Below are 14,286 nucleotides of genomic sequence, written 5' to 3'. Positions count from 1 at the left end.
GGCTGCCGCCCTACACTCCGCTACGTCTGTAATTTTCGACAATCCAATTATGTATCTCGGGACGCAATTTTCCAAAGGCTTTATTATCGGCTCCGTAAAGAACTCGATTGGAAAGAATGATCACACTCATATCCATCTTTGGATCATACCAAATGGACGTTCCTGTAAAGCCCGTGTGCCCAATAGAATCCAATGAGAAATAAGTCCCGCAGCTTGCGGATCCCGGTGTCGGCATCATATATCCCATCGCCCAGTCGCCTTTTCCTTCCGGAAGAGCGCGCTTGGCAAAAAGTTGCGCGGTCTTTTGGCGAATAGAATAACGGGCAATTCCCATGAGCTGCGAACGCAGATGCAATGAGAACCAGCCGGTATCATCAATACTTCCGAAAAGACCTGCGTGAGTCGAAACCCCACCTAAAGACCAGCAGTTCAGATCATGAACTTCGCCCTGGATGAGTTTTTTACGCACAGGACACTCTTCGGTGGGCGCAAACAAAGCCGCTCTGGTTGTGAACTGATTTTCCGGGTGGAACTCTAATGTCGTTCCCAGATAGAATTTATTTTTCACTTCTTCCCAAACATCCAAAAGAGGCTTGTCGAAGAATTTTTCTAAAATAAATCCAAGAACCAAAAAGCCAACGTCGGAATATACAGCCGTTTCTTGTTTTTCAATTTTAAGGCCTTTGAGAATATCTTTAAGCTGCTCACGACGCTTTTCCGTCGGAAGCTGCGTATTGATTTCCTGATACAAAGGAAGCCACCATGCAAGACCTGAGCTGTGCGTAAGAAGTTCCGTTATTTTTGTTTCCTTGTGCGGAAACCAAGAAAGAAAATCCGAAACCTTTGTTTCAAAATTCCACTTCCCCTGTTCGTAGGCATACATCATCGCCTGAGTCGTAAAAATAACTTTCGTGAGGCTCGCAAGATCATAATACGCATACGTATTTCCCACAGCAACGTCACAGATAATACGACCGCCTTGATAGGCACGCACCATCACGCCCGGAGTGGTGTCGCGAATACGCTCTTCAAGCTGTTTAATAAGGTTTTTTTCTAAGACTGAAAATTTCATTTACGCCCTCCGGTTTGAATCACCAAATGGCCCTTTCCTTTGTCTACATCCAAAACACACGGAGTATTAAAAGGAACAGGTCGTTGAATTACAGCGTGGCCTGCTTGAAGTCCCTGAAACAAAGGAATATCAAGATCCTGGGCCCAACGCTTAAATACTAATTTAAAATTATTTTTTTGAGTGGCGGGCTCTTCGCCGCCGACAAAATCACCCAGAATGATTCCGTCACATTGTTTAAACAATCCCGCCTGACGGAACTGTTCAAACATGCGGTCAATACGATAGCCACGCTCACCAATGTCTTCTACAAAGAGCAAAGATTTTTTCGTCTGCAATTGCCAAGGTGTCCCCATAGAGGATTGAAGAACCGTGAGATTCCCGCCGACAATTTTTGATTTGAGACTCTTTACTTTGCGAGCCGCCTCGTTCAGCGGTTTTAGATTCTTAAACGCCACCTCAGTCTCTTGACCAAAAAGAATATCATGCAATTCTTTTTCGTACTTTGGGGCAACCAGGTTTCTTCCCAAACGATCTAAAAGTGGTGCATGCAAAGTCGACCAGCCCCACTCCTGAATAAAAAAGCTATGCAATGAAGTGATATCGCTGATGCCAAGAAGAAGTTTTGGCTCTTTTGGTTTTTTAAGTTTGGCAAGCATCGGGATCAAACGATTGCTCCCGTAGCCACCACGCAAACACCAGATCACGCGAGAGTCTTTGGATTCAATCGCCGTTTTTAAAAAAGCAAAGCGCGCTTCGTCTTCGTGAGCGTGCAAAAAATGCGGCTTAATAAGGCCTTTAGGAATGCGCGGTTGCAATTTCCATTTCAAAAGAAAATCGTGAGCCCCCTCAACCTCATGAGGCTTTGACGGGTAACCTGGAGCTACCACATCAACAATGTCACCTTCGTTAAAAAACTTCCAATTCGTCACGATTAAACTCTTTTGATAATTTCTTTGATCGATTTCTTGTGTTTCTTCCCTGTAAAGATCTCATCAATCTCTTTGGGTTTTAAAAGTCCGCGAACTTCGTCATCCACCATGAGCTTGTCTCTTAAATGCTCACCATAACCAAGTGAGTGACAAAGGCGTTGCACCAAAACGTAAGCATCTTCACGACGCATGCCTTTTTGTACGAGTCCCAGCAAAACATGCGAACTGAAAATCTGTCCTTGCGAACTTTCAATATTGTCGAGCATGCGTTTTTTATTCACATCCAGACCATCTAACAAAATGCTCATGCGGTTTAGCGCATAATCCGCCACGATAAACGCATCCGGAAACACCACGCGCTCTACGGAAGAATGACTGATGTCACGCTCATGCCACAAAGCCACGTTTTCAAGTCCCGCAATCGCGTAACCGCGAAGCAAGCGGGAAAGTCCCGTGATGTTTTCAGCACTGATCGGATTTTTCTTATGAGGCATTGCTGAAGAACCCTTTTGGCCCTTCGTAAATCCTTCCGTCACTTCCGCCACATCACTTCTTTGCAAGTGGCGAAGTTCGATCGCCAAACGCTCTAGTCCCGTTCCTAAAATCGCTAAGGCATTTAACATCTCGGCATGGCGATCGCGCGGAATCACTTGTGTCGCGATTGTTTCCGCTTTCAATTTAAGCTTCTTTGCAACAGCCGCTTCCACTTTTGGAGATTGGCTGGAGTAAGTTCCCACCGCTCCGCTGAGCTTACAAATCATCATGTTATCAAGAGCGGCCTTCACGCGTTTTTTATTGCGTTCCGTTTCCGCCAGGAAACCCGCCATTTTAAAACCAAATGTTGTCGGCTCTGCAAACATCCCGTGTGTGCGACCCGCGCACAAAGTATCCGCATGTTTATTCACTAAAGACTTTAAAGATTTCTCAAGACCTTCGATAGATTTCATCAACACAGCGCCCGCTTCGCGCACTTGCAAACTAAAGGCTGTATCTAAAACATCTGACGATGTCAGACCGTAGTGAATGAATTTTCCTTGAGGACCAACGTTTTCAGCCATGTTCGAAACAAAGGCGATCACATCGTGCTTCGTTTCTTTCTCAATTTCCGAAATACGTTTGACGTTGAAGCGAGCTTTTTGCGCAATCACCTTGGCTGCGTTCTTAGGGATGATGCCCATTTGCGCTTGCACTTGAGCCACGGCGATTTCGACTTCCATCATTTTTCCGAATCTATGATCTGCGTGCCACAAAAGGCCCATTTCAGGTCGGGTGTATCTTTCGATCACGGAACTTGTTCCTTTCTCTTTTCTTTTTGCTCTTTCAACAATTTTTCTTTCCACCAGTTTACAAGCTGACTCAAAATCATTTCATGACGTTCAAAGTAAGAACCCCACGCATAATGAGGCCACTCTTCCGGCCCATCGAGTTGTAAATTGCTGTAAAGAACTTTTCCGCGACGGGAGCTTTGCTTTTCTCCGAAAACCGGGAAGCGCGCAGCTCCAAGTTGTGCATAAGTATAATAATACTCTTGCGGAAAACTTAAAACCTGAGGGTCAGACAATGACATACGTTCGACCAGATTTGCTTTCATGCGCAGACTGCGAACTGTGAGGTATTCTTTATTAAAGCGTTGCACCGTCGGGATTCTCATCCACACATCAAACTGGTCCGGCAACGTCGTTCTCTGCAGGACCATCATATTTTCATGAGTCCACGGAGAATAAAGATCATCCATCACCAGCGTGTGCGCCGGAAGATGATCACGCTCAAAGCACTGCTGAAGACTCACGCGGTAGCGAACCCAGCACCACTCGGGCTCTAGAGGTCCTTCTGGGAAAAAGTATTTTCCTAGACGTTCATTTAAAAAATAACTTTCCTCACTTGTGAGCATCCATACGATTTGCTCGAGACGGAAAAGACCTTGCTTCTCTCCAGAGAGTTCAAGACCTGTGATGGATTTTCCTCCGCCAAAAGAGGCATCAACGATCTGCTGAGGTCGGATGACTTCAACACCTTTTGTCGCCAGCCACTCCAAAGATTGCTCAAGGCCGTTGCGTGTAGCCTGACGAACCAAGAAAGAAGAAAAAAGCGGAACCGCTTCCCCCGCCCTTGCACCTTGGGCATTGGGTTTATAAGTCGTTCCCGCCCACTGATGAGCGAGATGCAAAAGCCAGCTTTGTTCAAAATTAAAAGCATCCAGATTTTTATATAAAGCTTTTGTATTTTTATTGCCGGTGCCGCTTAAAAGAAAATCTTTGATGTGCGAGGAAAGAGATGTTTTTTCGATTTTAAATTTTGTCGTCGGACCTTTAAACTCAAACGGACCTTGCTTCTGCCACAGAGTAAATCCGTTGGGAACTTCATCGTAAGGATCGTCGGCGTACAAACGCTCCATTTGCGATTCAGAAATTTTCTCGTTACGAAAAAAACCAAAAGGGCCTTCTACGTCTTCGGACGGCCACACACCCAACTTCGAAGACACGTCCACGAGAGTTGTCTTGATACCTTCTTGCGCCAAGGCCGCCGCCAACCAGTGACCGCGCCCAAAAGCAGAAATCAAGATGACCGGATTTCCCAACTCCATCGCTATTTTACTCCTCAGACAAAGAACGACCTAACTTGAAGTAATAATTAGAAAATCAGGCCCTCGCAAAGTCAAAGCCGCGCACTGCATCCAAACACTCCCCCGGGGCTTTTTCTTGTGATTTTTCGAAGTCCCTCTTAGACTCTCCCGAGGACGAGGTGAGTATGCGTTTTCTCTTCATTTTTGCCCTGATTTTTGGCTTACACACAGCAGGCTACGCTAAAGACGCGACAGAGAACTTCTTTGATCTTTCCGCGACAACTTTGACGGGAAAAAAGATTAATTTTTCCACTTACAGGGGCAAAGTCGTCCTTGTTGTTAACACGGCCTCCCAATGCGGCTTCACTCCGCAGCTGAAAGAACTTGAAGAATTGTACAAAAAATACGCAGACCGCGGCTTCGTCGTTCTTGCTTTTCCTTCCAATGATTTCAAACAGGAAAAAGCAGACGGTGCGGCCATTCAGAAATTCGCTGAAAAAGAATACGGCATCACCTTTCCTTTTTTTGAAAAAGCTCCTGTGAAAGGTCCTGACAAGCAACCGGTTTACGAATTTTTGACTCGTAAAAAACCAGGCCTTCTTTTCGCCGATGTCAGTTGGAATTTTGAAAAGTTTCTGGTGAATCGCAAAGGCGACGTTATCGAAAGATGGAGCTCCATCACAAAACCGTCTTCCGATTCGATTGTTAGAGAAATTGAAAAAGCTTTAGCTGAACCCCTCTAAGCACGACCTTAACCAGAGGGAAGTGTTTCAGCTTGAGACAAAGCGTGAAGTCTGGACTTCGTTTTGATACTTTTTTTTGAAGTTTTGCCCTCTTTTATTCGATAATATTCAGAGGGGGAACTTGTGAAAACCGCAGCACCACTATTTCAGTTTATTCTTCTAGCTTTCCTGCTGGGAATTAGCTTTTTGCCTACGCAAGCTCATGCTCAATCAGACCACAAATCTTACCTTGTCTCACAAGTCGATCCCGATGAGGCTTATGACCCTTTCACCGACTACAGTGAATTCGATGAAGAGTCTGACGAAGAAGCAGACATCAACTTTTTCCGTAACGGCCGTTTCTTTACGGTGGGACTTGCGGGTGGCTATCGCGGCTTTACCGGAAACTTTGCCGATGCCTATGAAAGTGCGCCGACTTTCGGTATTTTCTTAAGCTACTTCTTTGATCTTCGCGTGGCTATGAGTCTGGGTTTCCAAACTGGCGACCACGCCGTAAAATTCACCGTGAATAACGAATCGAAATCTTACACAGGGAATGTGTCTATTACATCGGTAAATGTCGATTTAAAGTATTACTTAAACACACAGAACGTCACACGCGGTCTAGCCGATCTTAATCCTTATATCCTCGGCGGTCTTGGGCAATTCTACCGCACCTACACCATCGCTGGCCTTGACGGATTCAGCCGCGACTCCACGATGGGTTTTGATTTGGGTGCCGGCCTAGAGATTCCTTTAATGCGTAAAAAAGCTTATCTGGGAATTCAGGGAACTTATCACTATGTGAACTTCAGCGACGAAAACAAATCGTATGTTGACGGCTCTGAAAAGCTAGATAAAAACCTCACAGGGGATTTTTATAACTTCCTCGTGATTCTCGGAATGAACTTCTAAAAACATTTTATCACTTAAAATAAAAAAGGCCTCCGAGTGAGGCCATTTTTATTTTAATACTTCTAAAAAATTCTATTTAAAGAAAACACCGATAATCTGCAACACAAGCCCCAACACAATCACGGCTGGCGCCGCCCACTTCAAAGTAAAACTCCAGTGCGGATACATGGTGTAGCTGACGAATTTATCCTTATCGACAAAACTCAGTTCTTTTTCTTTTTCCGTGGTCCCACGATTGTAGGCAACAAGGATTCCCAAGGCGACCATCGGCAAGAACCAGTTGATCAACAACGAGTCCAAAGACTCAATCAACGATCTTCCTAATACCCGAATGTCTTTAAATACCGAGCTTGAAAGCGCCGGAAGAATTGTCAGCACCAGGGCAAAAACACCTGAGTACCAAGTCGCTCTGCCGCGATCCATTTTCTTTTGCGCATCCACCCAGTTTGAAACAACAACCTCTAACAAACCAATGCTGGCGTTCAGTGCCGCCATATAAAGACACGCAAAAAAAGCCAAACCAAATAATGTTCCACCGCGAATACCCAAAAGATACTTCGGCAAAACTTCAAACATCAAAGCAGGATCTGTTAAAGGCACATTCGAAGCTTGGAACGCGACAGGGAAAATCATCACAACCGCGATCAAGGAAATCGCTGTATCCACCAACGTCACACGGAAACCCGCCGTGGGTGCATGATCAGACTCACGCATGTACGAGCCAAACGTCACCATGGTTCCAAATCCAACGGACAATGTGAAAAACACGTGTCCCAAAGCATGATTCAAAGAAGACCAAGTGAGTTTTGAAAAATCAGGATAAAAAAGAAAACGTAAAACTTCGGGCGTCGAAGGCATCGAAAAAGATTTTACGACTAAAATTCCCACGAGCACCGCGAAAAGTGGCATCGTGTAGCCGATCCATTTTTCTAGACCTTCTTGCACACCTTTCACAACAACGACAACCGTGATCAACAAATGCGCACTGGCAAGCATCAACTGCAACCAACCATTGGACATCAATGCCGCTAAATTTGTTTTTGCCGTAACCATTTCAGGCGGACTGAAAAATGAAATCAGGAATTGCGTCATGAAATGCAAAACCCAACCGCTGATCACAGCATAATACGAAAGCACAACGATGCTTAAGATCACGGCAAAACGACCGGCCCAGCGGAAACCACGACCGGCTTTCTGACCCAACTGTTGAGTTGCTACGATCACCGAACGACGGCTGTTTTTCCCGACCATCAATTCCGCAATCAACATCGGCGCGCCAATCGCCAGAGCCATGAAAACGTAAATCAGGATAAACGCCCCGCCTCCGTTTTCACCGACCACATAGGGAAAACGCCATAGATTTCCCAGACCACAGGCAGAGCCGATGGCCAAAAGGTAAAATCCAAAGCGTGTTCTCCACGAGCCGCGTTTATTCATTATCTCCACCACCACGACGAGACTTCATACAGAAAATACGAATTGGCAGACCGTGAAGATCCCAACGCTCCTTGATATTCTTAATCAAGAAACGACGGTACGAATTTGTCACGCCATCAGGATGATTCGCAAACGCGATGAATGCAGGAGGTCTTTGATAAGTCTGAGTGAGATAATAGAACTTCACGTTCGTTGTTCCCCAGACCGGAGCTGGAGCTTTACGAATCGTCTCAAAGAAGAAATCGTTCAACTCTGATGTTGGAACCCGGAAGTTCATCTGACCAGATACTTTCGCGATCATTTCAAAAAGATCGTCGATCCCTTGACCTGTTTTCGCACTCGTAAAGACGATATGGACGTCTTTAAAGAAGTGGAATACGCGCTCAACCTGCTCACGGAAAGTCTTACGATATTCCGGAACTTCTTTACCGCCAAGGTCGGATTTATTTGCAACCAAGATCACGCCTTTGTGATCTTCCAAGATAGCTTGCATGATGCGCGCATCTTGATCCGTCGGGCCCAAAGTTCCATCGACCATTAAAAGAACGATGTCAGCGCGACGAATAGCCTCTTGAGACTTAAACGCCGAGATGATTTCTAAATCTTCTTCACGACGAGCTGATTTACGAAGACCTGCTGTATCAACCAACGTGTACTTTGCTCCATTATAGATAAATGGAGAATCCACGGAGTCAATCGTCGTTCCCGCAACATCAGATACGATCATGCGGTTGGAACCAAGAATGCAGTTACAGATAGAACTCTTACCCACGTTCGGCTTACCGACGATAGCTATGTTCATTCCCTCTTTCACTGTCCCTGGATTTTCTGGAACTTGTTTTACGATCCACTCAAGGATCTCACCCACGCCACGACGTTGCTCAAAGGAAGCCGCGATGATGTCGACACCGAACTCATAGAAGTCCGCTTTAAACATCTCTTCATCAATCACTTTGTCGACCTTGTTGATCACGAGCAAAAACGGTTTTCCTGTTTGTTTCGCAACACGAATAATGTCGCGATCTTCAGGCACAAGACCCACGCGACCATCCATCACCGCGACAATCAAATCTACAGAATGCAAAAATTCTGTGACTTGTTCACGAATGAGTTTAGAGAAAATATCTCCGGCTTCCGTGATACCGCCCGTATCGATTAAATCGAATTGTTTTCCCCAGATATCCACAGGCTCGATGATAATATCACGAGTCACTCCGGCTTGGTTTTTCACCACGGCTTTACGGCTGTCAGTAATGATATTAAATAACGTCGACTTACCTACGTTGGGACGACCGATAATCGCCACCTTCGGCGAAAATTCAGCCCTCTGATTTTGTTCCATAGCCCAACTCCTTCATCATTCTCTTATTCTCAAACCAGTCTGGTTTACTAATTACTTGGAGGTCTAAGAAAATCTTTTCCCCCATCAGTTTTTCAATTTCTTTGCGCGCTTCCATCCCGATTTGTTTGATCACTTTCGCTTCTTTGCCAATCACGATGGCTTTGTGATTGTCCTTTACGACGATGATCTCTGCATGGATCTTTGGAACCGGCGCTGCGTTTTCATCAAATTTTATGATACGCACAGCCAGTGAGTAAGGAATCTCTTGATGAAGAATCTCAAAACACTTTTCACGAATCACTTCGCTGGCCATTTCACGCACGTTTTCATTTGTGTAAAGCTCTGTATCGTAAAGAGGTGCTGGAGATTCAGGAAGAAGCTCAAGGAACTCAATAAGCATAGCTTCACGCTCTTCATTGTCACCTTCCGAATCTTTTACAGATACGGACATGGCTTTACCGCCCTTTTCCTCGATCATCTTTTTAAGAATCAAAACACGGTGAGCTTTTTCTTCAATATCCGCCTTTGTGATCACGCCCATCCAAGGCTTGCCACTTTTTGAAACCAGTTCGATCACTTTTTCGGCGTCTTCCGGTTTTTGTTCATCAATACTGATCACCGCTAAAAGCGCGTCGGATTCAGAAATCACGTCTTCAGCTTCTTTTGCCAAGAAACCATTCAAACCTTTATCTGCTTTAATAATTCCCGGAGCATCAACAAAAACGATTTGTCCTTGATCCGTACTCCAAATACCCAAAATGCGACGACGAGTCGTTTGAGGTTTTGCCGAAACGATAGAGACTTTTTCATCCACAAGGTAATTCATCAAGGTGCTTTTGCCAGCATTCGGCTGCCCGATGAGTCCTAAAAATCCCGCTTTATATCCCATTAATGAGTCTCCTTACATTTAACTTCCAGGGCGTTTTTCGCTGCTGATTGTTCCGCATTTTTTTTACTGCGCCCGCGCCCCTGGGCCCACACTTCTTCTTTCACTTTCACACACACTAAGAACTCACGATCGTGAGGAGGTCCTTCTTCTGCCAGAACCTCGTACTTCGGAGTCTCCTTCAAAGACTTTTGCACCAGTTCCTGCAAGCGTGTTTTATAATCTTTCTCAAAATCCTCACTGCCACAAACGCGTGCGGTGAGAGTTTCAAATTCGCGACGAATAAAATTCTTCGTCACTTCAAATCCACCGTCCAAATACAAAGCTCCGACAATGGCTTCAAAGGAAGAGGCTGTCAGACGAGGCTTCTGCGCACCGCCGGTCAAGGTCTCCCCTTTTCCCAAATGCATGAGCTTATTCAGTCCCATGTCCAACGCAAGTTCAGACAGAACTTCTTCATTCACGATGCTCGCGCGTTTTTTGGACAACCCACCTTCGGTGTCGTTCGGGAATTTTTCAAAAAGAAATTCTCCGACAACAAGATCCAATACAGCATCACCTAAGAACTCCAACTTTTCATTGTGCTCCGTCGGACTTTTCAATTCATTGGCAAAACTTTTATGAGTGAGCGCTCTTTCTAAAAGAGCCGCATTTTTAAACTGGTATCCCAGTCTCTGCTCTAACTCCTTCATGATAGAACCTCGCCGACTAAGTGTCCTTCCATGTGCTGTTTATTGGAGTGGTCATAGCCTGTGATTTTAACATCAATCTCTTGTCCCGCCCAATGCTCCAGGAAGCTTTCTGCTCCTGAAATATCGACGGGCCAATAGTCGTGACTTAAACCCTGCCCGCCCTTAGCGGCGTTTTTGAGAATCAAAACTTTTTTAATCGTTCCTAATTGAAGTTTCGCCTGCTCTTCGTAACGAGCAATACTCAAATCACGCAAACGAGCCGCGCGCTCTGCACGAATGTGAGGATATACAGAAACGTCCATCGCTGCGGCACGAGTCCCCTGTCTTTCGCTATAAGGGAAAACGTGAAGCTTCGTCCAAGGAAGTTCTGCCAAAGTTTTATAAGTATCTTCAAATTGTTCGTCAGTTTCTGTTGGGAAACCTGTGATGACGTCCATTCCGACAAAGGAACCTGGAACGCGTTCCGCAATGGCGTTGAGCGATTTACGAACGTCGTCTTGTGTGTACTTGCGTTTCATATGGAAGAGTACGTCTGTATTCGCACTTTGAATACTCATATGGAAATGCGGGCACATGCGTTTGTCTTGATAAAGATCTAAAAGTCTTTCTGAAACTTCGACGGGTTCAAGACTTGCTAAACGGAAGCGCGGTACTTTTGTTTTTGCCAGAAGATTTTCAATCAAATCTTCCATGACATATTTTTTACCGCCGACTTCGTCTTCATAATCCCCGATGTGAACACCGGTCAAAACGACTTCGCGAGATCCTTCCGCGTAAAGAGCATTAATACGCTGAATAAGATCAGCAACTGGAATGGAGCGGCTCTTACCACGCGCATAAGGAATAATGCAGTAAGTGCAAAAGCTATTGCAGCCGTCTTGAATTTTTAAAAACGTGCGCGTGTGGGATTTCTCAATACCACCGCCCGCTTCTAAATCTTCTTTTTTAAAGATATTGGACTTAAAAACTTTCTCAGTGAGTTCGCCTCTGAAATGTTTTGTTAGAAGCTCCGGCAAAGATCCCTTGTGGGAATTTGCCACGACCAAATCAGCACCTGGAAGACTTGAAAAAGACCCCGTATCAACTTGTGCTGCACAGCCTGTGACAACAACTGTGCAGAAAGGATCTTTTACTTTCAAACGACGAATATAGCGAACAGCTTCTTTCGTTGCTTCGGCAGTCACCGCACAAGTGTTAAGAACATGAATACGCGCATCTTTTTGCCCTGAAACAACAGGAGCAAAACCATTCGCATTCAAATTCTTCTGGATCAAACCTGCGTCGTAGGTATTCACCTTACAACCAAAGGTGTGAACTTGATATTTTAGAGAGTGATCCATCCGCCTCCCACAAGTTCTTTATCGCGATAGAACACAGCAGCTTGACCTGGAGTCACGGCTCTTTGAGGTTCTTGGAATTTCAATTTATAGCCCGTCTCTGTTTTAAAGACCTGCGCCAAAGAACCTTTGTGTTGATAGCGGATTTTCACGCTCATAACTTCGCCGTCTTGAACTTCACCCAAAAGTTTTGGATCAACGACATCGACTTCGTGAGCAAACAAATGACTTTCATCACCCACCCACACTGTGTTGTCAGCGGCATCAATTTTAATCACGAAAAGTTTTTCGTGATGATCCATACCCAGGCCTTTACTTTGTCCGATGGTGAAATTGTGAATGCCATCGTGATTCGCCATCACATCGCCTTGTGGATAGCGTTTGATTTTACCAGCCTTGGAAGCCAAAACCGTTTTGTCCACTTGGCCTTTGATAAAATTCTGATAACCCATATTGCCCACAAAGCAGATCCCTTGAGAGTCTTTTTTACGAGCTGTCACAAGACCACGGCTTTCAGAGTAAGCACGCACCTCGGGCTTTTTCATGTCTCCCACAGGGAAAAGAAGTTTTGGTACAAGCTCTGGATCAATCGTGAAAAGGAAGTACGTTTGGTCTTTCCAATCATCCGTAGACGTGTGGATCGCCGCTTTGCCGTTTTCATCGTAAACGATTTTAGCGTAGTGACCTGTTGCCAAGTAATCACACTCAAGTTCTTTCATCTTTTTCACAAGATGATCGAATTTCAAATACGTGTTGCAGTTCACGCAAGGAAGTGGCGTTTGTCCTTCCAAGTAGGCTTTCAAGAATGGATCAATGACAGCCGCGCGAAATTTTGCTTCGCAGTTTAAAACGTAAAATGGAATCCCCAAACGGTCTGCGACCGCACGGGCATCATCCACATCGATGCTGGAACAGCATGTGCCGTTTCCTTCTTCGATATCGCATGTGGAATAATCCCACACTTGCATCGTAGCACCGATCACTTCATAACCCTGTTCGACCAAGAGCGCAGCCGCGGCAGAACTGTCCACGCCTCCGCTCATAGCAACAAGGACTCTCCCTTTAGACATGACAAGAGTCTCCTTCATTGTTGTTCAGTGAACGCAACCTTGCGACCACCACTTTTAATGCTTCAATAAAACCATTTACTTCTTCAGCCGTGGTTTCCCAACCAAGACTGATGCGCAGACTGTTTTGCGCTTCTTCACGACTAAGCCCCATCGCCAACAACACGGGACTTGGCTCTGGATTTCCGCTCGAACAAGCGGCTCCTGTAGAAACTGCGTAGCCTTTGATGTCCAAAGACATCAGCATTGTTTCTCCATCAGCCCCCTTCACAACCAACGAGCTTGTATTTGGAAGACGAGGTGTCTCACCTGCCGTCACTGTGACGTCTGGAATTTCAGAGAGAATGCGTGCTTCCATGTGATCGCGAAGTTTTGCTAAAGCCTCCGCTTTTTCTGCAATAAGACCAACGCGCTTTGCAACCACTCCCAGACAACCTATACCCAGTGTATTTTCGGTTCCACCACGACGGTGACGCTCTTGACCGCCGCCATTGATCAACGAACTAAAATTAGATCCTTTTCTTGAATACAGAAATCCTGATCCCTTGATCGAATAAAATTTGTGACCCGAAAACGACGCAAAATCGACTCCAAGGTCTTGCAAGTTCACAGGCACTTTTCCGAAACCTTGAACGGCGTCCGTATGAAACAAAGCCCCTTTTTTGTGAGCCATCTCGGCCATTTGTTTAATGGGAAACAACGTGCCTGTTTCATTATTGGCAAACATCACAGACACCAAAGCGGTTTCTTCGCTAAGGTGCGCTTGGTAAAAATCCAAATCAATTTCTCCGCGGCGATTCACGGGGATAAAATCCACTCGTGCGCCGAGAGCTTGAATGTGTTCCATGGCTTTGATCACCGCCGGATGTTCAACGGCTGAACACATGTAGTGCGTGCGCAGACGTTGTTCAGGCGTGAGAAACTGAGCTGTTTGGTAATAATCAAAAAGACCTTTGATCACGGTGTTGTTCGCTTCACTTCCACCGGAAGTAAAAACGATTTCAAGCGGACTGCCCGCACCCACCGCCTCGGCCACGGCTTTTCTAGCATCACGAAGAATGTTCTTCGGCTGTCGACCACCCCAGTGAATGGAACTGGGATTGCCCCACGCCTTCGCCAATTCTGGCAAAGCCTCGAGGACTTCTTTGCACACAGGGGTCGTGGCATTATGGTCGAAATAGTGAAACACTTTTGACTGGATCATAGGTCGCAGGAAGGTAGCACACTTCTTAAGTATTGAAAACTTCTAAGAATATTTAAGCACTTAGGCTGTCTATCTATCAGCCTACGCTGGAAATTATTCACGCACGCCTGGCGCAGGAGG

General features: G+C 45.5%; 13 protein-coding genes. 2 read left to right on the top strand and 11 right to left on the bottom strand.

Annotation, left to right across the window (positions count from 1 at the left end; all coding sequences use genetic code 11):
• Nucleotides 1-10: 10 nt before the first annotated feature.
• From ACLSSO_RS08985 to ACLSSO_RS08970, 4 genes are read right to left on the bottom strand one after another with little or no spacing between them, the layout of a single operon-like run.
• Nucleotides 11-1,072: a serine hydrolase domain-containing protein gene (locus tag ACLSSO_RS08985; protein ID WP_295903688.1), complete on the bottom strand. Its 1,062-nt coding sequence runs from the start codon at nt 1,070-1,072 to the stop codon at nt 11-13.
• A complete protein-coding gene (locus ACLSSO_RS08980) occupies nt 1,069-2,001 on the bottom strand; it encodes a S66 peptidase family protein (RefSeq protein WP_413944722.1) in 933 nt (310 codons plus the stop codon). The genes ACLSSO_RS08985 and ACLSSO_RS08980 overlap by 4 nt, the downstream gene beginning before the upstream one ends.
• 2 nt (nt 2,002-2,003) lie before the next feature.
• On the bottom strand, nt 2,004-3,287 hold the full coding sequence (purB, locus tag ACLSSO_RS08975) for an adenylosuccinate lyase (protein WP_413944817.1): 1,284 nt from the start codon (nt 3,285-3,287) through the stop codon (nt 2,004-2,006).
• A complete protein-coding gene (locus tag ACLSSO_RS08970) occupies nt 3,284-4,585 on the bottom strand; it encodes a hypothetical protein (protein WP_413944721.1) in 1,302 nt (433 codons plus the stop codon). The genes purB and ACLSSO_RS08970 overlap by 4 nt, the downstream gene beginning before the upstream one ends.
• Before the next feature lie 164 nt (nt 4,586-4,749).
• Here ACLSSO_RS08970 and ACLSSO_RS08965 point away from each other — a divergent pair, with 164 nt between their 5' ends.
• Nucleotides 4,750-5,307, top strand: a complete 558-nt coding sequence (locus tag ACLSSO_RS08965; protein WP_295903677.1) for a glutathione peroxidase — start codon at nt 4,750-4,752, stop codon at nt 5,305-5,307.
• A 123-nt stretch (nt 5,308-5,430) separates the two neighbouring features.
• Nucleotides 5,431-6,201, top strand: a complete 771-nt coding sequence (locus tag ACLSSO_RS08960) for an outer membrane beta-barrel protein (protein WP_295903674.1) — start codon at nt 5,431-5,433, stop codon at nt 6,199-6,201.
• Between the two features lie 72 nt (nt 6,202-6,273).
• On the opposite strand, the gene ACLSSO_RS08955 is transcribed toward ACLSSO_RS08960, so the two are convergent.
• The 7 genes from ACLSSO_RS08955 to ACLSSO_RS08925 are packed head-to-tail and all read right to left on the bottom strand — an operon-like array spanning nt 6,274 to nt 14,151.
• Nucleotides 6,274-7,638 carry a sodium-dependent transporter gene (locus ACLSSO_RS08955; protein WP_295903672.1) on the bottom strand — a complete coding sequence of 455 codons (1,365 nt, stop codon included), beginning with the start codon at nt 7,636-7,638 and terminating at the stop codon, nt 6,274-6,276.
• Nucleotides 7,631-8,980 carry a ribosome biogenesis GTPase Der gene (gene der, locus ACLSSO_RS08950; protein ID WP_295903670.1) on the bottom strand — a complete coding sequence of 450 codons (1,350 nt, stop codon included), beginning with the start codon at nt 8,978-8,980 and terminating at the stop codon, nt 7,631-7,633. Before der ends, ACLSSO_RS08955 begins: the two co-directional genes overlap by 8 nt.
• Nucleotides 8,958-9,869, bottom strand: a complete 912-nt coding sequence (era, locus tag ACLSSO_RS08945) for a GTPase Era (protein WP_295903665.1) — start codon at nt 9,867-9,869, stop codon at nt 8,958-8,960. Before era ends, der begins: the two co-directional genes overlap by 23 nt.
• Complete coding sequence (gene rnc, locus ACLSSO_RS08940; protein WP_295903662.1) at nt 9,869-10,558, bottom strand: ribonuclease III; 690 nt, start codon at nt 10,556-10,558, stop codon at nt 9,869-9,871. The genes era and rnc overlap by 1 nt, the downstream gene beginning before the upstream one ends.
• Nucleotides 10,555-11,898 carry a tRNA (N(6)-L-threonylcarbamoyladenosine(37)-C(2))-methylthiotransferase MtaB gene (gene mtaB, locus ACLSSO_RS08935; RefSeq protein WP_413944720.1) on the bottom strand — a complete coding sequence of 448 codons (1,344 nt, stop codon included), beginning with the start codon at nt 11,896-11,898 and terminating at the stop codon, nt 10,555-10,557. The genes rnc and mtaB overlap by 4 nt, the downstream gene beginning before the upstream one ends.
• Nucleotides 11,883-12,965, bottom strand: a complete 1,083-nt coding sequence (gene mnmA / locus ACLSSO_RS08930) for a tRNA 2-thiouridine(34) synthase MnmA (RefSeq protein ID WP_413944719.1) — start codon at nt 12,963-12,965, stop codon at nt 11,883-11,885. The genes mtaB and mnmA overlap by 16 nt, the downstream gene beginning before the upstream one ends.
• Complete coding sequence (locus ACLSSO_RS08925) at nt 12,958-14,151, bottom strand: cysteine desulfurase family protein (protein ID WP_413944718.1); 1,194 nt, start codon at nt 14,149-14,151, stop codon at nt 12,958-12,960. The genes mnmA and ACLSSO_RS08925 overlap by 8 nt, the downstream gene beginning before the upstream one ends.
• Nucleotides 14,152-14,286 lie beyond the last annotated feature (135 nt).

Origin of the sequence: Bdellovibrio sp. HCB-162, assembly GCF_047344985.1 — a bacterium.
GTDB lineage: Bacteria > Bdellovibrionota > Bdellovibrionia > Bdellovibrionales > Bdellovibrionaceae > Bdellovibrio.
Note: the sequence above shows the minus strand (reverse complement) of the source record. Positions and strands in the feature narration are given on the sequence as shown.

Excerpts from the sequence above, each read along its gene's own strand:
- ACLSSO_RS08985 (WP_295903688.1), bottom strand. The coding sequence starts at position 1,072 with ATGAAATTTTCAGTCTTAGAAAAAAACCTTATTAAACAGCTTGAAGAG.
- ACLSSO_RS08970 (WP_413944721.1), bottom strand. The coding sequence starts at position 4,585 with ATGGAGTTGGGAAATCCGGTCATCTTGATTTCTGCTTTTGGGCGCGGT.
- ACLSSO_RS08965 (WP_295903677.1), top strand. The coding sequence starts at position 4,750 with ATGCGTTTTCTCTTCATTTTTGCCCTGATTTTTGGCTTACACACAGCA.
- ACLSSO_RS08955 (WP_295903672.1), bottom strand. The coding sequence starts at position 7,638 with ATGAATAAACGCGGCTCGTGGAGAACACGCTTTGGATTTTACCTTTTG.
- der (WP_295903670.1), bottom strand. The coding sequence starts at position 8,980 with ATGGAACAAAATCAGAGGGCTGAATTTTCGCCGAAGGTGGCGATTATC.
- era (WP_295903665.1), bottom strand. The coding sequence starts at position 9,869 with ATGGGATATAAAGCGGGATTTTTAGGACTCATCGGGCAGCCGAATGCT.
- rnc (WP_295903662.1), bottom strand. The coding sequence starts at position 10,558 with ATGAAGGAGTTAGAGCAGAGACTGGGATACCAGTTTAAAAATGCGGCT.
- mtaB (WP_413944720.1), bottom strand. The coding sequence starts at position 11,898 with ATGGATCACTCTCTAAAATATCAAGTTCACACCTTTGGTTGTAAGGTG.
- mnmA (WP_413944719.1), bottom strand. The coding sequence starts at position 12,965 with ATGTCTAAAGGGAGAGTCCTTGTTGCTATGAGCGGAGGCGTGGACAGT.